The 26951-nt window shown below is 62.1% G+C and carries 20 protein-coding genes, 1 tRNA gene and 1 pseudogene; 11 read left to right on the top strand and 11 right to left on the bottom strand.

Going from position 1 to position 26951, the window contains the following annotated elements:
• The 5 genes from bcsA to VGL22_RS15970 all read right to left on the bottom strand — a co-directional run.
• The coding region (gene bcsA / locus VGL22_RS15990; protein WP_465267938.1) for a UDP-forming cellulose synthase catalytic subunit at nucleotides 1-3005 on the bottom strand (3005 nt) is incomplete at its 3' end.
• Nucleotides 3002-4654, bottom strand: coding sequence for a cellulose biosynthesis protein BcsQ (bcsQ, locus tag VGL22_RS15985; RefSeq protein ID WP_465267937.1), 1653 nt, complete (start codon nucleotides 4652-4654; stop codon nucleotides 3002-3004). The genes bcsA and bcsQ, both read right to left, overlap by 4 nt.
• Nucleotides 4655-5059: 405 nt before the next feature.
• Nucleotides 5060-5135, bottom strand: a tRNA-Lys gene (locus tag VGL22_RS15980).
• 73 nt (nucleotides 5136-5208) lie between these two features.
• On the bottom strand, nucleotides 5209-5748 hold the full coding sequence (locus VGL22_RS15975) for a DinB family protein (protein WP_465267936.1): 540 nt from the start codon (nucleotides 5746-5748) through the stop codon (nucleotides 5209-5211).
• A gap of 73 nt (nucleotides 5749-5821) precedes the next feature.
• A complete protein-coding gene (locus tag VGL22_RS15970) occupies nucleotides 5822-6238 on the bottom strand; it encodes a DoxX family protein (RefSeq protein WP_465267935.1) in 417 nt (138 codons plus the stop codon).
• Between the two features lie 182 nt (nucleotides 6239-6420).
• On the opposite strand from VGL22_RS15970, the gene VGL22_RS15965 reads away from it, so the two are divergent.
• Complete coding sequence (locus tag VGL22_RS15965; RefSeq protein ID WP_465267934.1) at nucleotides 6421-7008, top strand: hypothetical protein; 588 nt, start codon at nucleotides 6421-6423, stop codon at nucleotides 7006-7008.
• A gap of 15 nt (nucleotides 7009-7023) precedes the next feature.
• Nucleotides 7024-7365 carry a hypothetical protein gene (locus tag VGL22_RS15960; protein WP_465267933.1) on the top strand — a complete coding sequence of 114 codons (342 nt, stop codon included), beginning with the start codon at nucleotides 7024-7026 and terminating at the stop codon, nucleotides 7363-7365.
• Between the two features lie 101 nt (nucleotides 7366-7466).
• On the opposite strand, the gene VGL22_RS15955 is transcribed toward VGL22_RS15960, so the two are convergent.
• On the bottom strand, nucleotides 7467-8672 hold the full coding sequence (locus VGL22_RS15955; RefSeq protein ID WP_465267932.1) for an ATP-grasp domain-containing protein: 1206 nt from the start codon (nucleotides 8670-8672) through the stop codon (nucleotides 7467-7469).
• Between the two features lie 137 nt (nucleotides 8673-8809).
• On the opposite strand from VGL22_RS15955, the gene VGL22_RS15950 reads away from it, so the two are divergent.
• From VGL22_RS15950 to VGL22_RS15935, 4 genes are all read left to right on the top strand, one after another.
• Nucleotides 8810-9409 (top strand): DUF4254 domain-containing protein, encoded by a 600-nt coding sequence (locus VGL22_RS15950; RefSeq protein WP_465267931.1) that lies wholly within the window; start codon nucleotides 8810-8812, stop codon nucleotides 9407-9409.
• A 144-nt stretch (nucleotides 9410-9553) separates the two neighbouring features.
• Nucleotides 9554-10102 (top strand): tetratricopeptide repeat protein, encoded by a 549-nt coding sequence (locus VGL22_RS15945; RefSeq protein WP_465267930.1) that lies wholly within the window; start codon nucleotides 9554-9556, stop codon nucleotides 10100-10102.
• A 125-nt stretch (nucleotides 10103-10227) separates the two neighbouring features.
• Nucleotides 10228-11274: a gluconeogenesis factor YvcK family protein gene (locus VGL22_RS15940; RefSeq protein WP_465267929.1), complete on the top strand. Its 1047-nt coding sequence runs from the start codon at nucleotides 10228-10230 to the stop codon at nucleotides 11272-11274.
• A gap of 310 nt (nucleotides 11275-11584) precedes the next feature.
• Nucleotides 11585-11971: a hypothetical protein gene (locus tag VGL22_RS15935; RefSeq protein WP_465267928.1), complete on the top strand. Its 387-nt coding sequence runs from the start codon at nucleotides 11585-11587 to the stop codon at nucleotides 11969-11971.
• 52 nt (nucleotides 11972-12023) lie between these two features.
• Here the strand turns inward: VGL22_RS15935 and VGL22_RS15930 are convergent, their stop codons facing one another.
• Together VGL22_RS15930 and rlmN are read right to left on the bottom strand one after the other, a co-directional pair.
• Complete coding sequence (locus VGL22_RS15930; protein ID WP_465267927.1) at nucleotides 12024-12701, bottom strand: MarC family protein; 678 nt, start codon at nucleotides 12699-12701, stop codon at nucleotides 12024-12026.
• Nucleotides 12702-12739: 38 nt separating this feature from the next.
• A complete protein-coding gene (gene rlmN, locus VGL22_RS15925) occupies nucleotides 12740-13930 on the bottom strand; it encodes a dual-specificity RNA methyltransferase RlmN (RefSeq protein ID WP_465267939.1) in 1191 nt (396 codons plus the stop codon).
• A gap of 194 nt (nucleotides 13931-14124) precedes the next feature.
• On the opposite strand from rlmN, the gene VGL22_RS15920 reads away from it, so the two are divergent.
• Nucleotides 14125-15399 carry a M16 family metallopeptidase gene (locus VGL22_RS15920; RefSeq protein ID WP_465267926.1) on the top strand — a complete coding sequence of 425 codons (1275 nt, stop codon included), beginning with the start codon at nucleotides 14125-14127 and terminating at the stop codon, nucleotides 15397-15399.
• 389 nt (nucleotides 15400-15788) lie between these two features.
• Nucleotides 15789-18293, top strand: a complete 2505-nt coding sequence (locus VGL22_RS15915; RefSeq protein ID WP_465267925.1) for an ABC transporter permease — start codon at nucleotides 15789-15791, stop codon at nucleotides 18291-18293.
• Nucleotides 18294-18368: 75 nt separating this feature from the next.
• Here VGL22_RS15915 and VGL22_RS15910 read toward each other — a convergent pair whose 3' ends face one another.
• Nucleotides 18369-20192 (bottom strand): VWA domain-containing protein, encoded by a 1824-nt coding sequence (locus tag VGL22_RS15910; RefSeq protein WP_465267924.1) that lies wholly within the window; start codon nucleotides 20190-20192, stop codon nucleotides 18369-18371.
• Nucleotides 20193-20499: 307 nt separating this feature from the next.
• Here VGL22_RS15910 and VGL22_RS15905 point away from each other — a divergent pair, with 307 nt between their 5' ends.
• The gene (locus tag VGL22_RS15905; protein WP_465267923.1) at nucleotides 20500-22581 is read left to right on the top strand and encodes a KAP family P-loop NTPase fold protein; all 2082 of its coding nucleotides are present in this window, start codon (nucleotides 20500-20502) and stop codon (nucleotides 22579-22581) included.
• A gap of 18 nt (nucleotides 22582-22599) precedes the next feature.
• Here VGL22_RS15905 and ribB read toward each other — a convergent pair whose 3' ends face one another.
• Together ribB and VGL22_RS15895 are read right to left on the bottom strand one after the other, a co-directional pair.
• Nucleotides 22600-23952: a 3,4-dihydroxy-2-butanone-4-phosphate synthase gene (gene ribB, locus VGL22_RS15900; protein ID WP_465267922.1), complete on the bottom strand. Its 1353-nt coding sequence runs from the start codon at nucleotides 23950-23952 to the stop codon at nucleotides 22600-22602.
• Nucleotides 23953-24152: 200 nt separating this feature from the next.
• The gene (locus VGL22_RS15895) at nucleotides 24153-24380 is read right to left on the bottom strand and encodes a hypothetical protein (RefSeq protein ID WP_026447189.1); all 228 of its coding nucleotides are present in this window, start codon (nucleotides 24378-24380) and stop codon (nucleotides 24153-24155) included.
• Nucleotides 24381-24872: 492 nt separating this feature from the next.
• Between VGL22_RS15895 and VGL22_RS15890 the strand changes: the two genes are divergently transcribed.
• Nucleotides 24873-26459, top strand: a complete 1587-nt coding sequence (locus VGL22_RS15890) for a ribulokinase (RefSeq protein ID WP_465267921.1) — start codon at nucleotides 24873-24875, stop codon at nucleotides 26457-26459.
• Between the two features lie 102 nt (nucleotides 26460-26561).
• Nucleotides 26562-26951, top strand: a pseudogene (locus VGL22_RS15885) (hypothetical protein); the annotation flags it as partial.

Here is a 26951-nt window from a genome sequence, read left to right as displayed (position 1 = left end):
ACGATGGGAGAGGTGCCGGCGGCCATGTTGAGGCCGGCGGGCAGGTTGGACGAGCTGTCAGAGATGATGATGGCGTTACCGGCGGGCAGTTCGCCGATGTGGACCGGGAAGCGGACGGGGCGGCCTTCCGAGATCATGCCGAAGTAACTGGTGACGATGCCGGCGGCCTGCACGGATTTGGTGTCAGGGGGCGCAGCGAAGATCACGGGAAGGCTGAGCGGCTGGACCACGGCGGGATCGAGGAACGGCAGGGGGAGCTGCTTCAGATCGTCGGCGAGGGGCAGCAGATCGCCCTGGATATCGAAGTAGGTGTTGCGATGCACCCGCGCCCACAGGGTGGTGTTGGCGGGGTCTTCGCACATGAGCGTGTAGTGCCCGATGAACTCCATGGTGAGGGCGTTGTGGTGCACCATGAGCTCGGCGGGGATGGCGAACTCGGATTCGGTCACCTCGCCCTTGCTGCGCCCGGTTCCGTCCGGAGTGGGGCGGATGGTGGCGAACAGGGTGCCGTTCAGCATGAGTTTGATGTGGCTGATGTCAGGCAGGAGGGCGGGCGAGAAGGCGTAGCTGACGTGAATCTTGACGCTGCGCGGCACATGCGTCTGGGGGAGGGTGAAGTAGACGCTGGTGGTGCTGTCGACGCCATGCATGTCGATCTGTGACGAGCCGGTGTCGCCGATGGAGAAAGTGTCGCGGAACTGTCCGGCGGGGGTGGCGGCAGCGGGAGTGGCGGGAGGGGGCTGTTGGCCGTTCTGCGCGAACGGGTGCTGCGCATGCATACGCGCGCCGGGCAGGGTGAGAAGCGCCGCAATGGCAAGCAGCGCGGAGGTGGGGGCGGGCACGCGGGCAGGCTTCTTTTTGGTCTTTTTCCTGGGAGTGAAGAGGCTCTTTGCGGTGGAGACCAGGCCGTGCATGGAGATGGTGAAGATGCGGGTGAGACTGCGCAGCACGTTATCGCTCTCGCGGGACTCGCCCCAGCCGAGCCAGGAATCGGCGCGGGAGTAGAGAACCATGGTGAGGACTTCCTGCTCGGCGATGCTGAGGTTTTCGAATTTGACGCGGAGCACTTCGCCCTCGGAGGCAACCACGGTGGCGCGCAGTTCCTGGGTGCCGGAGGGCATGGGAAAGCCCAGCAGGATTTCGGATTGGGGCGCGAGCTCCACGGGTTCGAGGAGACGGATGCTGGTGCCGCCGGAGGACATGTCGATGGTTTCGCCTTCGACCGCGGAGCCGTCCGGCAGGGCGGCCATGACGGGGGTGATGATGGCGATGCGAACGGTGGTGCGGAGCTGTTTCATTTCCCGCGCGACGGCGGTGGTGACGCCGAGGATGATGATGTTGAAGACCGACCACAGGCAGTTCATCAACACGGTGCCGGGACGGTCGCGGTCCCAGACGAAGTAACGGGGGATGGCGACGAGGAGGCCGGCGATGTTGAACAGGAGCAGGATGAGGAACGGCTGGGCGATCTTGGTATCGAAGAAGGTGCGCCTGACGACGCCGCCCTTGGCGGTGACGTTGAACTTGCCCAGCTTGGGATTGATGAGGGCCATCACGGTGGGCAGCAGGATGTAAGGCGAGAGGACGGTCTCGTAGATTTCATTCCAGAAGGAGTGGCGGTGTTCGCCCTGGACGCGGGAGTTGGTGACGTTGGACAGGATGAGGTGGGGCAGCGCGTAAGCGAGGATGGCGGCCCAGTAGCCGGGCACGTTGGTATGCGAGAGGATCAGATAGATCAGGGGCGCCGTGAGGAAGATGAGGCGCGGGATCGCATACATGAAGTGCATCATGGCGTTGAAGTAGCAGAGGCGCTGCGGGAATTTGAGGCCGGGCGCGAAGAGCGGATTGTCGGTGCGCAGGATCTGGATCATGCCGCGGGCCCAGCGGATGCGCTGGCCGACGTGCGCGGAGAGGCGTTCCGTGGCGAGGCCGGCCGCCTGCGGGATGTTGATGTAAGCGGTGCCCCAGCCATTCATCTGCATGCGCAGGGAGGTGTGGGCGTCTTCTGTTACGGTTTCGACGGCGATGCCGCCGATTTCGTCGAGCGCTTCGCGGCGGAGCACGGCGCAGGATCCGCAGAAGAAGGTCGCGTTCCAGAAATCGTTGCCGTCCTGCACGATGCCGTAGAACAGCTCGCCTTCATTGGGGATGATGCGGAACTGGCCCAGATTGCGCTCGAACGGATCGGGCGAATAGAAGTGGTGGGGGGTCTGCAGCATGGCCAGCTTGCCATCGCGCAGGAACCAGCCCATGGTCATCTGCAGGAAGCTGCGGGTGGGCACGTGATCGCAGTCGAAGATGGCTACGTAGGGCGAGTCGAGCAGCTTGAGCGCGGCGTTGATGTTGCCGGCCTTGGCATGCTTGTTGTCGCCGCGAATCTTGTAGCCGATGCCGGCTTCGAAGGCGAACTCTTCGAACTCCTTGCGGCGTCCGTCGTCGAGGATGTAGATGTGCAGCTTGTCGGCGGGCCAGTCCATGTTGAGCGCGCCGAGGGCGGTGTAGCGCACCACATCGAGCGGCTCATTGTAAGTGGGGATCAGGACGTCGATATGCGGCCATTCGTGCTCGTCGTCGGGGAGCGCCACGGGAGCGCGGCGCAGGGGCCAGATGGTCTGGAAGTAGCCGAGGAAGAGGATGACGAAGGCGTAGAACTCGGCGCCCACGAGGCAGAGGATGAAGAAGGCATCGAGCGCGCCCCAGTGATTGGCGGGATCGCGGAAGAACTGCACCGTCTGAGAGACACGCCAGTAGCCGTAGCGGAAGGTGCAGAACATCGACATGATCATCAGCGTGAGCGTGACCAGGTACGAGTCAGAGCTGCGCGAGAGGGCCATGGCCATGAGCAGCGTGAGGAGGCCGCAGACGGCCTGCTGGGGCCAGGAGAGAGGCAGAACCGCGAGGAAATAAAACACAACTGCCGCAGCCGCCATGAAGACGAACCGCAGCAGTTTTGTCAGCAGGTTGTCGCCTGCTCCGATGTCCTGCCAGAGACGGGTTGCCGTCATCGCTCACTCCACCGCACGCCGCGGAAGGTGCCGGACGCGGGTGCGGCAAGGCTCTTGACCCAGGCAGCCAGGGAGGCGAAGTCTTCAGTGGCGGTGGAACTGGGGGCGTAATCGACGACGGTCATGCCCTCGGCCAGCGCTTCACTGACGGCCGGTGTGCGGCGCAGGGAGAACGGCAGGAGGCGGTCGCCGAGTTGTTCGCGAAGAACCTCGCGAACGTCGAGGTGCAAGGGAAGAGACGGGTCGAACTGGTTGACCACGTAATAAGGCAGTACGGGGTGCCCGGCGGCGCCGCTGTTGCGCTGGAAGAAGGCGTCGATGGAGCTGACGCTGACGACGGAGCTCATGTCGGCGATGACCGGAACCAGCACGGTGGGGCTCATGCGCAGCACGCGGCGGGTGATGGAGCCGGAAGCGGTGGCGAGATCGACGAGGATGCGGCCGGCGCCGTGGCCGTTGCGGGCGATCTCCTGGGTGAGCTGCTCCTGGGGCGAGCCGTCCGGGGAGAGGTTTTCGCAGTCGACAGTGAGGAGCTGAACGGGAGCGTCGCCGCTGTTTCCGGGAGCCATGAAGGTGCGCAGGACGCCGGGGCGCTGATCGCGGGCGCCGAAGAAGAAGGGCAGCAGGCCGTACGCGGCGGTGTCGACGAGGAGAACTTTTTCTCCGCGTGCGGAAAGAGCGCGGCCGAGGGTGGCGACGACACTGGTTTTGCCGACGCCGCCGGCCAGCGAGAAGACGGCCAGAACGGGAGCGCGGCTGGGGGCCGGGGCGGGCTGGGGTTCGGCCACGGCGCCAGGTGCTGCGGCGAACAAGCCTTTGAGGGCAAACCAGCGCGAGGTGATACGGTCCCGGGATCCCTGCAGGGTGTCATGGAGCGGGTGCGGAGCCGCCGCGGGCGGGGCCGGCGGAGCGGCGGGGGTGTCGTTGCGGCCGGCGGCCAGCCAGGCGGGACGGGAGAGGTTCTCGCGGGGTTCGACAGGGGCCCAGCCACGGTTCTGGTAGGCGGGTTGATGGGCGAGTTGAGGAGCAGCCTGATCGCGGCCAGGGGTGACGGGCGCGTAGGGCTGTTGCTGCGCGTAGGGCGGGTAGGCGGGAGGCGGCGGAGGCGCGGCCTGGGGCGCATAGAAAGACAGCGGCGCCGGCTGATACTGCGGGGCGGGCGGCGCGTAGTACGGAGCCGGTTCCTGGTAAGGCGCGGCCTGATGAGGCGCCTGATATGCGGGCTGAGGCGCCGCCTGGGGTACAGGCTGATGTGCGGGCTGGAACTGAGGCGCGGCGGCAGGTGCGACGGGATACTGCTGGAGATCAGGGACCTGAGGAGTCCAGACACGCTGCTGAGCGGCCTGCAGGGCGGCACGTTCGGCGGCTTCCTGCTCGGCGCGCTGCCGGGCGGCCTCGAGTTCGGCCTGACGTTCTGTCTCGGCGTGACGCTGCATCTCGGCGCGCTCCTGGGCCTCGGACTCTTCGCGGACGCGGCGGTGTTCGGCGTCAATGGCGTCCTGAACCCGCTGGCGAGCCTTCTCTCTAGTTTGCGCCCGCGACGCAGAAAAGTCGCGATATTTGGCGCCGTGCAGATTCGCCCAGGAATACAGCGTAGCTACGTCTTCCGGTGTCTCGTTGGGGTCACCGAAAGCCCTTTGGTCGGTCATAAATGGCACCTTCACTCCCCCGGCGGTCAGACAAAAAGTTGTGCTCTGATTTCTGGCTCTGGAGTACCTGGCACAGGCGATCTCGCCGGAGAGAACCTTGCATTCTGATCGTATTTGCCTGCTGTTTCCTGAACAATAACACTTGGAACAGGACTTTCCTACCACTTTTGGGGTATAAGGCTCAACGCATTGTGCCTGGAACTCGTTGCAAACATTGAGTTTTTAGCAAGGGGCACCGTTGGCGGCGGGCAAACGGTACCACATCAGTAACGTAAGAGCCGCAGCGCTCAGGCAACACCCGGCAAAGTTGCGGGATTGCCCCAGGAATCTGCAAGGGGCGGAGGGGTTGCCGCCTGGTGTTCTGGGGAGGGTAAAGAAGAAGGAAGAAGCGGCCGGAAAGAGTGGTGGTGAGCTCGCTGGGAATCGAACCCAGGACCCACGCATTAAAAGTGCGTTGCTCTACCGACTGAGCTACGAGCTCGTTCAAGGCCGCTGCTTCAAAATTAGCACAATTGGCTGTGCCGGATCAGGGGCGGGGCGGGGGTATGCGGGGGCTATCCGCCGTGGCCGCCGCAGTGCATGACACCGAGGAACTGGCTCCAGGGGCCGACGGCGTCGCGGTATTGGTGGGCCATGACGCGGGAGATCTGGTGGAGGTGGGTGAGGTCATGGGCGGCCCAGGTGGCGAGAAGCTGGCTGAGCGTGACGGAGCCTAAGGCAGGGTGGGCACCGCGGCGGTCCAGGTCGGCAGGGCCGAGGTGGAGGGCGCCCAGATCGTCGAGGCTGGTGGCGCGGACGGCGGCGAAGCCGTCGAGGATTTGCGCCAGGGACTTGCCTTCCATCGCCTGGCGCTGGCCGAGGCGGTCAAACGGCGGGAAGGGCTGGGTTTCGCCGAATTCGAGGAGGTGGCGCGCGCGCGGCATCCAGTCGGTGCGATCGGCGTGGGCGAGGTGGGCGACGATCTCGCGCGGAGACCAGGAGTCGCTGGACTCGGTGGCGTCGGTCCAGGCGGCGGGAAGGCCACGCAGAAGTTCGTCGAGGGCGCCGGGAGTGCGTTCGAGCAGGGCGAGGGTGTGGTCGAGTTGGTGGGGCATGCAGGGTTCTCGTGGCCGGGTGGTTGGGGATCCAGTGGTCAGGTGATCCAGTGATCAGGTGGTGGGGTGGGGGTCAGCGGCGGATGGGGAGGAAGCGGCGCAGTTCGGGATCGCGAAGGTAAAGGCCGGCCCACGCGATGACGCCGAAGAGCGCCGGAAAGATCTCCTCAAAGGTTGGGCTGCCGGCGCGGAGATGGATGGCCACCGCGCCGCCGAGGTAGCCGGTGAGCAGAACCGCACCCAGCACCGCCGTCCGCGGAATGGCGTAAAGGAGAGTGCAGACGGTGAGCACCACGCCGATGGTAAGGCTGGTGGCGAGGGGAAGGCCGAGGCGGGTGAAGGCGTCGGTGACCTGCACGGGCCTGGCGAACTTGCCGAAGGCGTCAAAGAGCAGGAAGAGGATGGAGAGAATGCTGAGGACGCGGCCGGTCCAGAGTGCGCCTTTCGACGTGGGCGCGACGGATGACGAGGTTTCTTGCACAGCAACCATGGTGATCTCCGGAAGTGCGGGGAACGGATGGGGTGCTTCCGTTGGGGTGAAGCCATGATAGCCAATCCGGATAGATTTTGTGGCGGATTTTCCAGGCGCGCGCGGCCGCTTTGAAGCTGCGGGAAGCAGTTGAGAAGCTGCCGGCATCTACGTGATTCTGGGGCGCGGAGGAGCGCTCCCGCATGGGCAAGTTGGTTGTGGCGCTGGCGGCGGTTCTGGTGTGGGCAAGCCCGACTCTGCTGCAGGCACAAAAGCGGGTGGAGGCGGGCGTGCTGCTGGACTATCTGAGCGTGTCGCAGACGGACACGCCGAACCTGGGTCTGGGGGCGCGGTTTGGGTATCGGGTGCACCATCACGCGATGCTGGAAGGCGAGTTTGCCTACGACTACGGCGTCAACTTCAAAGAGCTTTACCTGGACGTGTCGAACGGCAAGGTGGCGGCGATTGAAAGCACGTCCATCGGCGTGACGCAGGGGCTGTTCGGGCCGATGCTGCAGCCGGCGCATGGGCATCTTCGTCCGTTTGTCACGCTGAAGGGCGGGTTTGTGGATTTCCGGCTCAGCCCGAGCCTGCTGCCTTATGGCGACGTGGTGAGCACGATTCTGGGGCTGCGCACATCGAGCCTGAACGCGGCCATCTATCCGGGCGGAGGGTATCAGGCGACGCTTGGGCCGGTGGGCTTGCGGCTTGAGGCCGGCGATGTGATTTATTTCAATGACGGCGCGCACAACAACTTGCGCATTACGTTTGGGCCGGTGGTTCGGTTCTGAGGGAAGCGGAGGAGTATGCGGGTCACTGTATCGCATAACCGCAGGAAAGAGGAGATTGTGCGGTCTCTCGATCGCTCGTTTGACGATCTGTTCAAGGGCCTGGGAAATGTGCCGGTGAAGATTGTGAACGAGCAGAGGAGATGGACGGGGAGCCGCATGGATTTTGCATTCAATGCGAAGGTGGGGATCGTCAGCACGCCGATCAAGGGGTTCGTCGATGTGACGGATAAGGACGTGACGGTGGAGGCGGATCTGGGGTGGCTGGAAAGATTGTTTCCGGCAGAGCAGACGAAGGCGGCGCTCGCGGGGCGGGTGAAGGGGCTGCTGACGCCGACGGGTAGTAACGGCGCGCGGTGACCGTGACCAAGGGCCAACTGCAGATCCCTCGGTCCGCTGAAGAAGGCGCGCGGATTGTGGGGATGACACATCCAATGTCCACCTGGTTTTGCGGACGCTGTTCAGGCGGTGGGTTTGTCGGGGGCGGGCATGGAGGCGAGGTAGAGGTTTGCGAACTGCTGGCCGTAGTCGTCTACCAGTTCCCTCACCCGCTCCGGTTGGGGGGAGCGGACGATGAGGCCGGCGTGGTGGTGCTTCTTCATGCGGAAGACGATTTCGGGCGCGGTGAAGGCGGAGGTATCGGGCTCGGCGGTCTGGGCGAGGCAGAGGACGCTTCCGGCGTAGTCGGTGCGGGTGGGGGGGAGTTGATAGGACTCGCCGAGGAGGTCGGAGACTTCAATGCGGGCCCATTCGCGCCAGAGGTTGATGCCGGTGGCGGCTTCAACGAGATCGGCGATGAAGGCGCCGCCGACGCGCGCGGCGATCTCGAGGAAATAAAACTTGCCGTCTTGGTGGGCGCGGATGTATTCGGCGTGGGTGACGCCGCGGCTCATGCCGAGGGCTGGGGCGAGGGCGGCATTCAGCTCGGTGAGGGCGCTCCACTCGTGGCTGCCGCGGTCGAGGGTGCGGGTGGTGAAGACGCCGCCTTCATGCATGACCTGCATGGGGGGCTTGCCGTATTTGTGTACGACCGAGAAGACGACCTCGCCGCGGCTCACCACGGAGTCGACGTGGTAGATGTCGCCGGGGACGAAGCGCTCCATGAGGAAGTGGGTCTGGGTGTCGCCGAGCTCGTCGAGGGTGCGCCAGAGCTGTTCGGGATGGTGAATCTTGCGGATGCCGAGTGCCGATGCGGAGGTGCGCGGCTTGAGCAGCCAGGGCGCGGGGACGGCGGCCATGTAGTCGCGCAGCTCGTCGTAATTGAGCACGCGGGCGAAATCCGGGACGAGGAAGCCGGCGGCGCGGGCACCGGTGCGCATGGCGAGCTTGTCGCGATAGAAGGCGGTGGTGGTGAGGCCCATGCCGCGCATGCACCAGTGCTCGCGGACGGCGGCGGCGGTTTCCTGATCAAACTCATCGAGGGCTACGACGCGGTCGAAGCGGCGGCCGCGGGCCATGTAGCTCACGGTGTTGAGAAGCTGCTCGGTGGTGAGGTTTTCCGGCATGAGGGCGACGTCTTCGAGGATGTCGCGGGGCCAGTCGGCATCGCGGAGCTTTTCTACCGTGAGGAGGGTGGGGCGTACGCCCATCTCGGCGCACTGGCGAAGGAGGTCCTGTCCTTTTTCGTAGGTGGAGATACAGAGAATCCGCTGGGTTGTGTCGCTCATCCGTCCCTCGTCGCGCTCGATCTGGCAGCCTGAGTAGGGATAGTTCTACCATAGCTGGAGGGGCGAAGGCAGAGGTCAGAGAATAGAGGCAGGGAATAGAGGCAGGGAATAGAGACCAGAGAATAGAGACCAGGCGAATGCTATCGGCAAACTCGATCAAGTATCTTCATGACCGTTGCACCAAACACTGGCACGCGGAGCCGGACACGTCTCCTTATGTGCTGAGCGACTGGGAGAAGCTGGTCTCGCGTCATCACTATGCCAACTGCGAGATCTGGCATCTGGAGGATGGGGCGCGTGAGCCTGGCGCCGGGGATGCGGCCATCGCCGAGACCAAGCGGAAGATCGATCGCACGAACCAGCTCCGCAACGATCTGGTGGAGCAACTGGACGAGTCTCTGCTGCTTTACCTGGTGCAGTATGATCTTCCCAATTCGCTGGAGGAGCAGCACTCGGAGACGCCGGGGATGATTATCGACCGGCTGTCGATTCTGGAGCTGAAGATTTATCACACGCGGGAGGAGATCCGGCGGCCGGATGGTCCTGCGGGCCATGGGGAGCGGAATCGGCATCGGCTGGACGTGCTGGAGGAGCAGCAATCGGATCTCCGCAGATGCCTGGACGGGCTGTGGACGGATGTGATGGGGGGAAGCCGGTATTTCAAGGTGTATCGGCAGCTGAAGATGTACAACGACCCGTCGCTGAATCCGGTGATTTACCGCCGGCAGGCGACCTGAGGGGGAGTGGCTGGCGGTGCGGGCCCATTGACGCGGGGAAGGGGTTCTGCGTATAAGTATGGCCTGAGCACATATAGAGTCCGGCACCCTGCGCGAGCGTGCAAAGGATTGTTTTGGAGGAAGATGGCTCCCGGTAGATCAACAATGCAAGAGGCCAAGGCGGCGGCTGCGAGCCGCAAGAAGTTAGAAGCGGTAAGTAAAGCCCAGGCTCACGCCAACGCAGCGGCCTATCAGCAGTATCAATCGGCTGTGCAACTGGTGCAGCAGGCGAAGTACGACAAGGCCATCACGGCTTTGGAGAAGCTTTTGCCGTCGGCTCCGCCGGAACTGGTGGAGCGCTGCCGGATGTATATCGCGACCTGCCGCCGGCAGATTGCCACGACGAGCCTGGAGTTCGACACGCCGGAAGAACGCTACGACTACGCCATTGCGCAACTGAACCAGGGCTTCTATGAGGAGGCCCGGGAACAGTTGATGGCGGTGGCGGGCGATGTACCGCAAGCTGACTATGTGTTCTACGGGCTGGCAGTGCTGGACAGCATTACGGGCCGGAGCCAGGACAGCCTGTCGCATCTGTCGCGGGCCATCGAGCTGAATCCGAGGAACCGGCTGCAGGCGCGCTCTGACGGTGACTTTCAAAACATGGTGGACGATCCACGGTTCACGGAACTGCTCTACCCCGAGATTCCATAGCAGTCCACGACAATCGCAAGGTCCGCAGGGCGGTCCGGCGAAACCGGTATCCCGGTGCGCCGGCGCGTGCGAAGTAAACTTGTCAACAGATTTGCCGGGCGACCGTCCAAACTTCGGAGAGAGATTTGTCTATCGCTGCGTCTGCCGAAGAAGGCTTGGCTATCGGGATGACTCCGTTGCGCGTGGTTGCGCTCGGCGGGGGGACGGGGCTGTCGACGCTGCTGCGCGGGCTGTGCCGTCATGTGGTGAATCCGGCCCATCCGGGGAGCCTGGGCGGTGCGATCTCGGATCTGGCGGCGGTGGTGTGCGTCACCGATGACGGCGGATCGTCAGGCCGGTTGCGGCGCGATTTTAACATGCTGCCTCCGGGCGACCTGCGTAATTGCATGGTCGCGCTCAGCGAGGAAGGCGACCTGCTGGCGAAGCTTTTCGCGCATCGCTTCCGGGGCGGAGACGCTTTGGAAGGGCACAGCTTCGGCAACCTCTTTGTGGCGGCGCTGACGGAGATCACGGGTGACTTTGCGCACGCGGTGCAGCTCTCGTCGAAGATTCTGGCGACGCGGGGCAGCATTTATCCGGTGACCACGGCGAACGCCACGCTGGTGGCGCGGATGGACGACGGCTCGCTGGTGCGCGGGGAGACCAACATCAACTCGAGCAATCGCCGCATTGAAGAGCTGATGATGGATCCGCCCACCGCGACGGCGTTGCCTGAGACGCTGGCCGCCATCGAGCAGGCGGATCTGATCACGGTGGGTCCGGGCTCGCTGTACACATCAATTATCACCAATCTGCTGGTGCAGGGCATCCCGACGGCGCTGGCGAGCGCGCGGGGATTGCGGGTGTTTGTGTGCAACATGATGACGGAGGCCAATGAAAGTCTGGACCTCACGGCGTCAGAGCATATCGAGCGCATCTACGAGCATGCGCGCGCGCCTATTTTCGACTACGCGCTGTTGAATACGGCGCGATTTTCAGAAGACACGCTGGAGCGCTACGCCGCGGAGAATGCGTCTCCCATTGTGGCCGACCTGGAGCGCGTTGAGGCTATGGGAGTGCGCTGCATAGTGGGCAACTTTGCCAGCGAAGGCAGTGTGGTTCGCCATGCCGCGGGACGCGTCACCGGGGCGCTGCTGGCGCTGGGAAAGGCGCACGTCGCCTCGCGCAAATAGGCTTTCGCGGAGATCTGGACAGCCTCGAATTGAGCTTACGAAAAAGCTCAAGCCGCTGGTGAAGTTCTATCGAAAAGCGACCGCATGAACAACCTCGTACAGGGTACCTAGGAATGTACCTAGTTACACTCGTCAATCAGACCTTCTACTCTGGGGCTGTAATCAACGCATGATTGCACGGCCGAGTTTCCGTCAATGAGAGAAACCGGCAACTATCTTCCCTGTTTCTTCATGCGAAGGGCCCTAAGTTTAGATGTTTCCCTCCGTCATGACCTCTGCTCTGCCGCATCAACAGCTTTGAGAGAGAGTTATGAACAATACACATTCGCAAATTCTTGTTGTGAGCCGGGACCAAATGCTCCTGCAGACGCGCAGGCTTATTCTGGGCACTTATTTTGAAGTGGAGTCGGCGGGCCGGTTGTCGGAAGCGGGGTCGGTGCTGTCGAAGCACGATTTCGATCTGATTGTTCTGTGCGACACGCTGACGGATTCTGAATGCGATCAGATCGCGCACATGGTGGAAGACCACAAGCCGAAGCCGACGCTGCTGTCGATTCTGGGTCCGGGCACGAAAGATCATGATCGCCACGTGGGACGCAAGGTTGTGCTTAAGGGCGGTCCTCTTCAGTTAGTCAAGGAATGCGCCGATTTGCTGGGAGTCGATCTGCGCGGCAAGCAGCGCATGTTCTCTAACTAGAGATTGAGAGTGAAGCGGGATTTGTCCTGTCGAATGGCGAGGGCGTGGCGCTTCACGAATGCAGCAGGCTCTTGAGCAGAAGCGCAATGCCGTTCCACATAATTTGAACGCCGATACATAAAAGCACGAAGGCAATCACGCGCGTAATGCCCTCCGCAGTCTGTTTTGAAATGCGTGCCGTGATTGCGGGCGCATATCCGTAGCAGAAATACACTCCCAGGCTGAGCACAAGCACCGCCGCCATGATGCCGGCGTGCGCGGCAAAGTCTACGAAGAAGCCCTTGGCGGGCGTATGCGCGCTCAGGGTAATGGTGACGACCAGGCTGCCCGGCCCGGCGGTGAGCGGAAACGTGAATGGGTAGAAGGTCTTGTTCTGCAGCGAACCGATGGCGTGGTCGTCGAGTTCTTTGACCTCCTGCTTGGCGGGAGCTTCATGCCCGGTGAGAAGACCCCAGCCCATGGCGGCGATGGCAAGACCACCGGCGACCTGCACCACGGGCAGCGAGATGCCAAAAAACTTCAGCACCGCGGTGCCGAGAATCTGGATGACCAGAAAGAACAGCACGGTGTTGATGGCGATTTTGCGTGCCAGAGAGCGGTAAACGGCGGCGGGCACCTCGCCCACCAGGCTCACGAAGACGAGGGCGCTTCCCAGCGGGTTGACCAGCGGCAGAAGGGCGCTGATTGCAAGACCGAAAAATGTCGCGAACTGTTCCAGTCGTTGCGGCATAGGGATGCGGGGATTCCGGCAGATCCAGTGTAGCGAGTCTAAACGAGGGGTACGGGGCCTGCTTGTTCCACCGTTCGCTTCAACTGGCCGCAGGCGGCGTAGATATCGCGTCCGCGCGGGCGGCGAAGATAGGCGGCGATTCCCTCCCCTGCCAGGCTGCGCTTGAAGTTGTCCACGGCATCGGGGTCGGGTGTGCTGTAGGGCACGCCGGGGCCGGGGTTCCAGGCAATGAGGTTCACCTTTGCCGGCAGGCCGGTGCGCCGCACGAGGCGTGCCACCTGGCGGGCATGCTCGGGCCGGTCAGTGACGCCGCCCAACAGAACGTACTCGAACGTCACGCGCTCGCGGGGGCGGAGGCGGACAGCGCGCACCGCATCGACCAGCGCTTCAATGGGCCATTTGCGGTTGATCGGCATGATTTCGCTGCGGAGTTCGTTATTGGGCGCGTTGAGGCTGATGGCCAGCTTGGGGCGGACTTCCGGCGGCTCCAGCGCGAATTTCTGAATGCCGGGAACGATGCCGGAGGTCGACACCGTCATGCGCTGCGGGCTGAGGCCGATTTCCTCGACCAGCAGCCGCACCGCGGCCATGAAGTTCTCGTAGTTGAGGAACGGCTCGCCCATGCCCATGAAGACGAGGTTCACGCGGTCGCGGCCAATTTCGACTGCCTGACGAGCAAGGACTGCGACGGCCTGGCCGGCAATCTCACCGGGGGTGAGGTTGCGCTGCAGGCCCAGGCGCGCTGTCAGGCAGAACTGACAGTTGACGGCGCACCCCACCTGGCTTGATATGCATAAGGTGGCACGATTTCTCCTGAGCGAAGCCCGCACGCCGGGCGCAGTTGCAGGACGACCCGTGGCTACTTCCTCGTCCCCGGCTTCGCTGCCGTCACCGGACTCGCCCTCATCACCTTCCGGCATCCAGACCGTCTCAACGGTGTCGGCGCCTGCCTGCCCCTCGACGAGGTAGCGTTCGGTGCCGTCTACGCTGCGGAAGACCTGGGCGATCCGCGGCCGGCCGACCGCCCAGTTTTCTTCGGTTAACCGTTCGCGGAGCGTCTTTGAAAGTGTCGTAATGGCGGTAAGTTCCTCAATTCGCTGCCGATACATGGCGTCGGCCAGCTGCGCGCCGCGGAAGGCGGGCTCTCCCAGCTCCTGCATGATCCGGGCAAGTTCGGAGCGCGTCATTCCAAAGAGGAATTTCCGGGGTGAAACTCCCGTGCCGCTCACCGAAATCAATTGTGATTTTGCGAAACTCACGCCAAACTCCAGACTATTGCATTTGCCGAAGGCATGCAGCCTGATCCTTGCCGTTTGCCATCCAAGTGAGCAATCGCCAGCGCCGCTCCCGGACGCAGAAGTGGCGACCCCGCAGCGACCCCCTTGCACCCTCTGGCCTAGAATTGAATCGAAACAGGTAGACGATGACAATCGAGCGTAATCTTCGGCGCACCGTACTGCCCAACGGTCTGATTGTGCTGACCGAGCGCATGGACCATTTGCGGTCTGTCGCCATGGGAGTATGGATCAAGTCTGGTTCTCGCGGCGAGGCCGCGGAAACCAACGGAATTTCCCATTTTGTTGAACACATGGTGTTTAAGGGCACGCGTAACCGAACCGCCCAGCATATAGCCCGCGAGATGGACTCGATCGGCGGCAATCTCGACGCCTTTACCGGCAAAGAGACGATCTGCTTCAACGTCAAATCCCTGGCCGATCACGTACCGATCGCGCTGGACGTTCTGGCTGATCTGGTGCTCAATCCAATCTTTGCTTCCAATGACATAGAGCGAGAACGTGGAGTGATCCTTGAAGAAATCAAAATCGACGAGGATAACCCTGACGTTCTGGTTCACGAGCTCTTTACCCAGAGTTTCTGGAAGGATCACCCGCTAGGTAAGCCAATTCTGGGGACCACGCAGACGGTGGCGCGTCTGGATCAGCCGAAGCTGCTGGACTACCATGCGGGACGGTTCCACGCCGGGAATATGGTGTTTTCCGCAGCCGGCAATCTGGACCACGATCAATTTGTGGCGGCAGTGGCAGAGAAGTTCGCTCCCATGCACGGCGGGGAGCAACTGACGGAACTGGCGGCGCCGCTTTCGAGCGCGCGCATTCTGCTGAAGAACAAGAAGGCGCTGGAGCAGGTGCAGATCTGCCTTGGAGTGCCCTCGCCTTCGATCACCGACGAGAATCGCTACTCCACATTGATCCTGAACACGGTACTGGGCGGCGGCATGAGCTCACGGCTGTTCCAGACGATCCGTGAGGAACGCGGTATGGCTTACTCGGTGTTCAGCGATCTGAGCCCCTACCGTGACACGGGTACGCTGTGCGTGTACGCGGGCACCTCGGCGGCCAAGGCGCTGGAATGCATTGACCTGGTGATGACGGAGTTCCGCAAACTGAAGGAAGAGCCGCTGACCAGCGAGGAACTGACTCGGGCGAAAGACCAGCTCAAGGGCAATATCCTGATGGGTCTGGAGAGCTCGAATTCGCGTATGGCGAACTTGGCGCGGCAGGAGATCTACTTCGGGCAGTTCTTCTCAGCCGATGAGATTATCGCCAAGATCGAGGCGGTTTCGCCGGAGCAGGTGCAGGCCATGGCGCAGCGGCTGTTTGATCCGGAGAAGATCGCGGTGACGCTGCTGGGGCGGCTGGACGGGATCAAGCTGAACCGGCAGCGGCTGGTTTGCTGAGTTGAAACTGACGAGAGACTGAGGCCGGGTTAATGTCCCGGCCTCGAATTTTTGGGGATCAAATTGAAAGCTAAACGCCCAGGATGTAGCGAGTGAGCAGCCGGCGGCCCGACTGAAGTCGTGCCCTTATTACAGAGCTCCTTCTTCACATTCAGCAAGCTGTGAGATTGCGCCCCTGGGATCGGGCTGTGCCAGACGGACGTCCCGGTCTTTTCATGCTTTGCAGCATTGGGTATTCGAATTCGTAGTGTTCGAATTTGAACGATGCCGCGCGCATGTGGCCATACGGGAAGCAACGCGGGCACCCTGCGAGGGCCTAAGGCTTTCTAGATCAACATTCCCGGCCAAACCTTTTTGGCATCCCGCATGCAATCCTGAAGGTCGGGGCGGTGAGATTCCCATCGTCCGCCCCCAAAGAGGGAGTTCCGTATATGCTGCTGCAGGATCTTCGTTACGCTGGCCGTCAGCTTCGCAAGTCGCCGGGATTCGCAATCGTGATCGTGCTCATGCTGGCATTGGGCATCGGCGCCAACACGGCCGTATTCAGCGTAATGAACGCCATCCTGCTGCAATGGCTGCCGGTGAATCATCCTGAAGGGCTCACCTACGTACGCATGGCAAAGCCTTACGGTCAGCCGCCTAACAGCGACAGCTCCGGGGATGCGACCCGGACGTTCACGCTACCGGCTTTCCAGGCCCTGCGGCAGCGCAAGGATGTGTTCGACGAACTGATCGGATACGTGCCGCTGGCCTTTACCGGCAACGTTGCGGTGCGCCAGGGGGAACTGCCTGAGGAGGCCAGCGGGGACGAGGTCAGCGGCAACTTCTTTTCCGGTATGGGCGTGCGCATGCAAACCGGCCGCGGTTTTTCGATGGAAGATGAAGACACGCACGCCGCCGCCGCCGTGCTTAGTTACGACTACTGGACCCGCAGGTTTTCGCGCAACCCGAACGTGCTGGGGCAGACGCTTTATGTTCGTGGGATTCCGATGACGATTGTCGGCGTCACGGCGCGCGGCTTCAAAGGCGTGGAACCGGCCTCATCCACGGATTTCTGGATTCCGCTGCAGACCCGGCCCGAGCTGAATGCGTGGGGAACGCCGGTGATCTACGAGTCTCTCTACGGAACGCCGAAGTGGTGCGCGTTGATGATGATGGCGCGTTTGCGTCCGGGCGTAACGCCTGCCCAGGCGCAGCAGGCGCTTCAAGGCACGTACGGCGAAGTGATCACACGGGCGGTGGGTCCGTTCAAATCCACAGAGTGGAAGCCGTTGCTGGACTTCATTCCGGCGCGTGGTATCTCCGGCTACAACGATACGTATCGTGAGCCGGTGCGGATCCTGATGGGGCTGGTCGGCCTGGTGCTCTTGATTGCGTGCGCCAATGTGGCCATGATGCTGCAGTCGCGCAATGTTGTGCGGCAACGGGAATTCAGCCTGCGACTCGCCATTGGCGCGGGGAAGAGCGCGCTGTTCGGCCAACTGCTCACGGAGAGCCTGTTGCTTGTGATGGCCGGCGCCGCGCTGGGCTGGGCGTTTGCACTGGCGGCCACGCGGATGCTGGCTACATGGTCGGGCATGGAGACCGGTTTGAGCCCCGATCGCAACGTGCTGCTGTTTACGGTGGGCATTTCGGCGGTGGCGGCACTGGCCTTCGGCCTCATTCCGCTGCGCACAGCCATGCACGCCCCGGTGAGCGCGGTGCTGCGCTCGACTTCACAGAACGCCACGGCCACGCGCTCGCGGATGCTGGGGGGGCGCATTGTGCTGATTGGCCAGATGGCGCTGTGCCTGGTGCTGCTGATGGCCGCCGGACTCCTGCTGCGCACCCTGCACAACTACGCCGCGGTCGATCTGGGAATGGACACGCACGGTTTGCTGGTATTCGGGGTTACGCCTCAGGGCAAGGACGACTCACACCTTTTCTATCGCAATCTGCTTGATCGCATCGCGCAGCTTCCGGCAGTGGAGTCGGTTTCGATGGCGTCGCTTCGCCCAGGCACTGACTGGTCGAACAATAACGATTTGAAACTCGATGGGGTGGAGCAGAAGAACGTGTCGTTGCGCTCCAACGACATTGGCCCCAATTTCTTTCACACCATGGGCGTGCCCATTCTGGCGGGACGGGATATCGCGTGGTCCGATGTACAGGCGAAGGACCATCTCAGCGGCGTGTGCGTGGTAAATGAGACGTTTGTGAAGCGCTTTCTTCCTCACACCAACCCCATCGGCCACGTGCTTGGCAAACACGTCAAGATGACGATTGTGGGCGTAGTACGCGACAGCAAATATGTGGGAGTGGCGGAAGAGTCGATGCCAATGGCCTACTACGCCGTGATGCAGGCTCCTACGCTGGGCACGATGCACGTTGAGGTGCGCACCCATGGCGACGCAATGGCCATTCTGCCAACCCTGCGCCAGGCCATGGCTCAGATGTATCCCGACGTGCCGCTCGAGCAGCCCATCGGCCAGCAGGAGCAGTTCGAGAACAGCTATCGCCAGCAGCGCATGTTTGCGGCGATGGGAGGATTCTTCGGGCTGCTCGCGGTGCTGCTGGTCGCCACGGGACTTTATGGAACTCACTCCTTCCGGGTGAGCCGCCGCACCAGCGAGATTGGGGTGCGGATGGCGCTGGGCGCGTCACGCGGGCAGGTTCTCGGGATGGTGATGCGGGAGAGCCTGTGGGTGTTGATGGCAGGGCTGGCGGTGGGGATACCGCTGACGTTGTTTGCGGTGCGGCCGCTGAAGGCGATGCTCTACAAGATGTCTCCACTCGACCCTATGAGCCTGACCCTGGCGCTGGGGTTAATGGTGCTGGTATCGGCTGTTGCGGCGTTTGTGCCCGCGCGGCGAGCCGCCAGCGTGGATCCCATGCAGGCCTTGCGTACGGAGTAGCAGGCGGCCTGGGATCCAGCGCAGGAGTCATGCGAGAAGCACACGCCGGGAGGTCCGGGGCGAAACCGCCCGGAGTCATCTGGCGGAGGAGTTTGCGTTCGCTGCATCGGTCCGCGGCTGCACGTTTGCGAGCGGGATCTCCATGGTGCCGACCTTGCGTGTCTGCTGATCGTAAACGCCTGTGCGCAGCCAGTAATTCCCTTTGGGAACGGCGATGTCCGCGTGGAGCTGCACCCCGGAGTTCTGGTAGACGGTCCACACGTCGGGTTTGATCTGCAGCCGCACGACGTGATCGTTGCGGCTTACGACGTTGCCATAGCGATCGTAGGCAATCAGGGAGATGTTGAGAATTCCGGTACGCAGCCCGTCCGCGCCCTGCGCCAGGCGCAGATCTTTTGCGTCGATGGCGAAATCGATGTCATAGCGCGCGGCCGCGGATTTGGGATCGCCGGGCCTGGGCTGATCGCCCACAGGGACCGGCTGGATCTTTGTCTCGAACAGGATCTGCTGGCTCTGGGGCATGCCGAGGTCCATAAACGGCAGCAGCGGATCGATGGCACCCGGGTTCTTCTCGGCCAGGTGATGAATGGCTTTGGCGCGTAGTGTTTCGCCGGAGCCGGGCAGATCGTCATCCAGCGCAATGTAGCCGCGCCGGTAGAGGAGCCGATAGTTGCCGCCAGCGACCTTCACCTCAACGCGCCGATAGGTTCCGTCCATCTTTGCGTCCGGCGGCGCATACGAGAGCGTGTAGAAAGTGCCGCTCCCGCCGGCCACCTCGGCAATGATATGAGCCAGGCCGTTTCCGTTCACGAAAGCTTTGCCTCCGGTTTGTTCCGCGATGATTTTCATCGTGGTCTGGTTAGCATCTCGTTGCTGATCGTCGCCGAGGCGGGAGGCATTCTGCGCGTTCAGCATTCCGGCAGGATCGTGGGTGCTTGCCGGCAACTGCGTCTGGGCCTGGTAGATTTCCAGCGGCGCCGCGCCACTGGCGTCCACCGGATACAGCGCAACGCGCGCCGCCGCCAGCATGTCCATCGTTCTCCCCGTAATCTCGCCAAGCCGCGGATCGAAATTCCCGCTGATCACGAGCGGAAACGCCTCAGAAAACCAGATGACATTCTTGCGTCCGGGAAAGCTGTTGAGAAACGTGGCAAGACGCTGGAAATTCTCAAGCGTGAGCAGATTGCGGTCTACTGTGCGCGAGTCGTCATTCTCCTGGAAAAAATTCTGCAATGCCGCAATCGAGCCCGCCGATGCGGCTGTTGCGCCGTTTCCCATCTGCTCGGACATCATCGCGACCACATTCGACTGGGCATTGCTTTCGTCCTGTCCCTTGAGCATGACGGAGGTCTCAACCTCGTTGTTCTTCTTGTTGCCGAGCGCGGCAGCAAGGACAGCCGGATCATCGGTGAATCCCTGAATGAAATGCAGACCAAGGCCCATGGCGAAAATCGCCATTCGCGAACCTGGCTTGGCGGTCTTGAGGAACTTGACTGCTTGCGCGTGCACATAGCTCTGGTTGTCAATGTGCGTATTCAGTGAGTCGAGCAGCAGCACCGTAACGGCGGGCGGCTGGGGGACCGGCGAGAAGTTCGAAAAGACGTTGGGCGGGAATTTGGGAAACGAGACGGGCTGTGCAGCCGGAGCGTTGGTCCGGTGCTCTTCAAAGAATGAGATCGTCTGTGGCTTGCCCTGCTCGGTGACGGTGAAGGCATTCTGCTTGAGCCCGGTGACGGGATGCCCATGCGCGTCGCTCACGATCACGTCGACCAGGACGGCGCGGCTGTTGATGCGCAACGTAGTGCCTGAAGTTTCCGATGGCGTTCCGCCGTCTTGCGCAGCCAGCAGAGCCGTACTGAAACCGAGTAAACCAAAAAGCAATGTAGAAGCGCGGTACATAGGGGCCCTCCCCAGGGCAAGAGCAAGCTTAGCAGCCGCCCATTCTGAATCCTCTGTGCAAGGCGTGGCGGCGGGGCTGCATCTCTTACCTGTCACTTGGACAGACGGCTTTCAGGTTAAGTTAGGACGCGACGGCCGGGGGCTGACCATGCGGGACCGAGCTTTCTGGGGATTTGCTGGTGGTTTTTGGCACTTCGGGCAACGGGAGGCGGAGGAGACGGATTTTTGCTGCAATTCACTTCGCGTTTTGTCATGCTGTCTGGACCCGCTTCCCTGACCCGCGGGCGGTCCCTCCAAGGAGAATCCGATGGAAGACCCCGACGCGGATGACTCTTCATTTGAGGAGTCGTCACAATCCGACAGTTCCTCTGCGTATGACAATCCTCCGCCTCGTGGGAGCCGCACTGTTGCCACGGACGACGCCGGGGTGAATTCTTCCGGCGGCTGGGGAATTCAGGGCAATCCTGTAAGCGATGCGTCGACCGCCAGTGACACGTTGGGGTTCGCTCCTTACGTGGACGCGGTGGCTGCGTTCCTCATCCACAGCGACACCACGCCGCCTCTGACCCTTTCGATCGAGGGCGAGTGGGGCACGGGTAAGTCATCATTTATGCGCCAGCTGCAGGTGGCGCTCGACAAGGTTCCGGAGGCGAAGACGCGCGTGGGCCGGGTTGTTCGGCGCATTTTGGCTGCGCTGCGACTTACGAATCAACCGGATCGGCTCACGTTCTGGTTCAACGCATGGAGGCACGACACACGCGATGCCATGTGGGCGACGTTTGCGCTGAGCATCACACGCAATCTGCGCAACAGCCAGAGCCTGCCGCGCCGCATCCGCGGTGACATCCACCTGGCCGCAAGGCGCGTCAACAGCTTCACGGACTGGCTGCGCGTGCTCTTCATTTTCCTGGTGATCCTTGCCTTGGGGATCGGCGCCGCCGGCGTGGCCGCTTACCCTTTCACCTTGTCGGCCGAGAAGAGGGCGGATATTGCGAAGAAGGTTTTCAGCTCTCTGTGGCAATCGAATGGGATCAAAGACGAGGGGAAGAAAGCGGAACCATCCGGCACTCCTAGCGAAGGCCTTGCACAGCCGGCTGCATCGAAGAGCTCCTTTGTCTCCGACCAGATAGCCGGCAACAGTGCGGCTCACCCGCTCTTCGCGATGGTGTTTTTACTGGCTGCTTATGGCTACTGGATCCGCAGGAGCGCGGGCAAGAGCATGGAGTTCAAGCTGGAACGATACCTCAGCAAGCCTGACTATGAGTCGCGGGTTTCGTTTGTGGAGACGTTCCACGAGGATTTCAAGAAGGTGGTTCAGGCCTACGCCGGCAAACGCAAAGTTTTTATCTTTGTGGATGACCTGGACCGAACCGATGTGCCTAAGTCCGCGGAGCTGATGCAGGCCATCAACCTGATGATCGGAGACGATCCGCACCTGGTGTTCATACTGGGCATCGATCGGGAAAAGGTGGCGGCCGGGATCTCACTGAAGTTCAAGGACATTCAGCCGCTTCTCGATCGCACGCGCGAGGGCGAGGTCTCCGCGAGGCATCCGGCAGCCTTCGGGTATCTCTACCTGGAGAAGTTCATTCAGGTCACCTTTCGGGTGCCGCGTCCCAGCGATGCAGGCGTCCAGGAGTTTCTCGACAGTCTGGCGAATCGAACCTCGCAGAAAAAGTCGCAGGAAGCTCGCAAACAGGCCGAGCACGAGCAGCGCGAAGAGCGCCGCCGTTATGTTGACGTACGGTCAAGCGCCGACTCGGTAGAAGTGCAGACACTGGTCCGGATGGTGGCTCCGGCGCTGCAATGGAACCCGCGCCGCATGAAGCAGTTCATCAACGACTTTCGGTTGCAGGCTTATATCGCATCGGACCTTGGGCTGCTGGATCTGGTTTCAATGGTCAACGGCGCCGAACGAGCGAGGATCACGCTGGAACAGCTTGGAAAATTCGTCGCCATTACCATGGCATGGCCCGACCTGGTGATGGACTTTGTGGAATTTCCGGAACTCTTGAGTGCCATCTATGCCGCGGATCCGTACGTTCTGGACAAGTTTGTTGTGGGCAGGGACACGTTACAAGTGATCACGGACGGAGTGACAAACGAAGTCCACTTGAATGCAGATCGCAAAGAGCTGCTCAAGCGATGGTCTGGAGAGCAGACCTTGATGGCGCTCCTGAAGGCGCGCAGCGAAGGAGAAGACGGGGGACGTTACAGCCTCGAACAGGTGGACTTGCGCGTCCTTCTGAATATCTCGCCCAAGGTGCAACGCGCGTCAGCCCAGGCGCGTGCCTCGGTGGAAGCCCCCAGCGCTGCGGGGGAAGCCGAAGAAGCTGCGTACGAACAGGCGTCTATTGACACAGAAGAGAGCCGGTTTACTCCGCTGTGAGCACGTGGAGGATGGCGGCTACTCCTCGATGACGGACCAGGGATCAGCGATTGCGGCGGGTTGAATGGGAGCAGCGACGGGGACGGTCTTTTCAGGAATTACGATGGGCACCTGCTCGGCGATCTCGAGGCCGAAGCCTTCAAGCGCGGGGATGTGCATGGGGGTGTTGGAGAGCAGGCGGATGCGCTGGATGCCGAGGTCGGAGAGGATCTGGCCGCCGAGGCCGATGGCGCGGAGGATGCGTCCGGTGCGGTCCTGCGCGCCTTCGCGCTGACGGAGTTCCTGGTGCAGCATGATGCGGCCGGGCTGCGCCGGGTCGACCCTGGAGGGCAGGACGATTCCGTCTGCCTCAAAGGCTTTGGCGGGCGAGTGATCGATGTCAAATCCGCGCGAGGTGTTGTGCAGGTAAATGATCGCGCCGCAGCCCTCTTCGGCGATCATGCGCATGGACTGGTCGAGAACGTCGCGGCAGTGGCAGTCGGCGCCAAAGACGTCGCCGGCGGTGCAGCGGGTGTGCACGCGCACCAGAACAGCGTGAGTGCAGGGCGGGCGGTAATTCGCCTCGCCAGGCAGGCCTGCCGATTGCCCCAGGAAGGCCGGGCAGCCGCCGGGGCAGAGCTCGCCGCGGACCAGGGCAACGTGGCTCTCGCCGCCGTTTACCTCGGACTCGTAAGCGATCATGCGGAATTCGCCGTAGCGGGTATTGACGCGGGTTTCGCCGGCACGGACGATGTAGCGCTCGTGGCGCAGACGGTAGCGGATGAGTTCGGCAACGGTGAGGATGCGCAGACCGTGCTCGCGGCAGAACGGGATCAGGTCAGGGATGCGCGCCATTTCGCCGTCGTCGCGCATGATTTCGCAGATGACGCCCGAGGGTGTGAGGCCGGCCATGCGGGCCAGGTCGACGGAGGCTTCGGTCTGCCCGGCGCGCACCAGGACGCCGCCGCGGCGGGCGCGGAGCGGAAAGATGTGGCCGGGACGAGCCAGATCGGCTGCGGTCGATTTGGGATCGATGGCGACGCGAATGGTCTGGGCACGGTCGGCAGCAGAGATGCCGGTGGTGACGCCTTCGCGGGCTTCGATGGTCTCAGTGAACGCGGTGCCGAATCGCGAAGAGTTCTGCCGGGTCATGGGGAAGAGGCGCAGGTGATCGGCGCGCTCCTCTGTGAGGGTGAGGCAGATGAGGCCGCGGCCGTAACGGGCCATGAAGTTGATGGCTTCCGGGGTGACGAACTCCGCCGCCAGGGTGAGGTCGCCCTCATTTTCGCGGTCTTCGTCGTCGACCACAACGAGCATGCGCCCGGCGCGAATCTCGTCGAGTGCTCCGGGAACATCGATGAAGGGCGATTCGGGCGTGCGCTGGGGATTCATGAGTTCGCTTCATTGTCGCCCAACCCGGAGACTAAGGCAAAAAGGAGTGCGGAATTGACCCAGAGCAGGTTGGCGTATGGACCGGCTATGTAGGGTGAAGATGCTGTCTGAATTGCCAGTCGAAGCAGGTGGGCGGAGATCTGTAGAAACAGAAGCGCCGCCCGAAGGCGGCGCTTTGACGAATGGAGGGAAACAGAGGCCTACAACGTCGATTCGATCTCAAAGCCCCAAGCTTCCAGAAGTGCTTCGGGAATGTACTTGGAGTTCTTGTTGCGACGAGCCCACTCGCGCAAACGGGTGGACCGGATGTACTGGTCCGGGGTGAGCTTGAACTCCTTCACGATCTGTTCGAAGGAGGTCACAGTGGGCACAACGGGCCCGATGGGCTCCGGCTTGCCCCAATTCGGATTTCCACGACGCTTTGCCATTTGGTGTCCTTATTCAGAGGGTAATTTCGATTGCTTCCTCGGACTCGCGCCAGGGGGTGGCTAGTCCGGTCCTGAGGGTTCGGTCACTAAATCCTATTTTAAGGATTTTTCATGCAAAAATCAATAGGAGAACGGTGCAAAATGGGGGCAAAAATGAAATGCCTTGCTGCGCCAAATAGGATCAATTTGCGTTAAGGAATGAGAGACTTAGCTGCTCCCGGGGTGAGGGGAAGGCGCTTTGAGCAGGGATCGGAAAGCGACCGAAAAGCCGGTTTTATTGTCTGACGAACCCAACCATAATGCGGAACGCACAGGGAAATATCAGGTTTTGATGAGGGGGGCTGCCCGGTGTGGAGGGGGTAGGGAGAGCTGGATTGTGGATGAGGCCGGCAAACAGAAAGCTGGTATAGTTTTGGTTGCCGGGAAAACGCTTACTTGACTGAGCGGCAGCCGGCGGCAGGGCTCTGATCCGGCGAAAAGAGGGACGGAACGATGGCGATTGTGGCAGGTGTGGATTTTGGAACCCTGAGTGTGCGGGTTTCGATTGTGGACAGCGAGCGTGGGCGGCTGGGATCGGCCGTGGAGGCCTACCCACTGCACCGCAAGCGAGAGGATCCGGATTTTGCCACGCAGGCCCACGAGGATCACATGCAGGCGCTCGCCGCGGCTACCAGAAAAGCCGTGACGGCTGCCGGAATCAGGAACGAACAGGTGGAAGCCATCGCGCTGGACACGACGGGATCGAGCGTGGTGCCGGTGGACGCGAAGATGCAGCCGCTGAACGAATACTACCTGTGGTGCGATCACCGCGCGAAGAATGAGGCGCAGGAGATCACCAGGCTGGCACACGAGGAGGGTCTCGAGGCGATCGAGTGGTGCGGCGGGGTGTACTCGCATGAGTGGGGCTTTGCGAAGCTGCTGCACTGGCTGAGGAACAATCCTGAAAAGCGCGGGCAGTTCGCCTCGGCATTTGAGCACTGCGATATGGTGGCGGCCACGCTATGCGGCATCACCGATCCGAAGAAGGCGAAGCGCAGCGTGTGCGCCATGGGCCACAAGTGGATGTGGAATCCCAAGTGGGATGGGCTGCCTCCGCAAGAGTTTCTGTCAAAGCTGGACCCGCTGCTGGACGGTGTGCGCGAAAAGCTGAATGGGGAGTATGCAACCTCCGATGCGCTGGCTGGTCATTTGTCGGAACACTGGGCGCAGGAGCTTGGACTGAAGCCGGGGATCCCGGTGCCGGTGGGCGCTTTCGATGCGCACTGGGATGCGCTGGGGGCCGGCTGTCGCGAGGGCGACGTGGTGAACGTGGTGGGCACGTCGACGTGCATCATCGCCATGGCGAAGAAGGCGGAGTTGGTGCCGGGCGTCTGCGGCGTGGTGCCGGGGAGCGTGCATCCGCAGTTCACCGGGATTGAAGCAGGACTGAGCGCAACGGGCGACATCTTTGAGGCGATTGCGCGACGTGCCGGCGTGAAGGTGGCGGAGCTGGCCAGGGGGCTGGAGAATTACCGGGCTGGACAGACCGGCCTGCTGCGATTGAGCTGGGATAACGGCGATCGCACGGTGCTGGTGAATCCTGAGCTGGGCGGCGTAACGCTGGGATGGAACCTGGTGCACACGGCGCAGGATGAACTCTTCGCGGCGATCGAGGGAACGGCGTTCCACACGCGCATCATTCTGGAGCGGATGGCGGAGCACGGGGTTCGCGTGGATCGCGTGATCAATGGAGGCGGGATTCCGCAGAATAACCCGGTGCTGAACCAGGTGTATGCCAACGTGCTGGGCAAGCCGGTGCTGGTGCCGGCGGGCGTGCCGACGAGCCTGGGCTCGGGAATTTTTGCGACGCTGGCGGCGGGCGTGTTCAAGACAGTGGAGGAGGCGCAGGACGCACTGTGCCTGGACCATACGACGTTCGAGCCGCAGGCGGATTCGGTTGCGGTTTACGAAAGGCTTTATCGGCTGTACCGGAAGGTGTACTTCGGGCTCGGTGCGCGGAATGCAGAGCCAGTGGCTCTGGGCGATGTGCTGCCGGAGATCCGGAAGATCGCCGCGGAACAACTGGGTCAGGCAAAGTAGGAATGGCTTTGAAAGCTCGCCTTACATGCGGTTGGGCGGGTTCACTCCTTGCAGGGTGCGGTGTCGTATGATTCGACGCGGCACCTTGCAAGGAGTTTTTTAATGCGCTTTTTTCCGCTTACGCGTATGGCTGTGTGGGCACTCATTGCTGTCATCTTTTTAGCTGGGTCGATTGCTTCGCAGTCTCAGGCTGCGGTGAGTGGTCCGTACGGATCAGTGGATACGACGATCGGAACGGCGGGGAGCGGCAATACGTTTCCTGGCGCGACGCTGCCGTTCGGCATGGTGCAGTGGAGCCCGGACACGACCACGGACGCGTGGTATTTCCATGGCGACAAAAAGATCATGGGGTTTTCGATGACGCACATCAGCGGCGCGGGGTGCCCGCTGTATGGCGACTTTGGCGTGCTGCCGGTGAGCGGCGAGTTGCAGGAGAGTCCCGGCAAAGATCTGAAGGCGTATGGAGCCGAGTTCGATCACGCGAAGGAGGAG

This window comes from Occallatibacter sp., assembly GCF_036502485.1.
GTDB lineage: Bacteria > Acidobacteriota > Terriglobia > Terriglobales > Acidobacteriaceae > Telmatobacter.
This window is presented reverse-complemented; position numbering and strand designations above follow the sequence as displayed.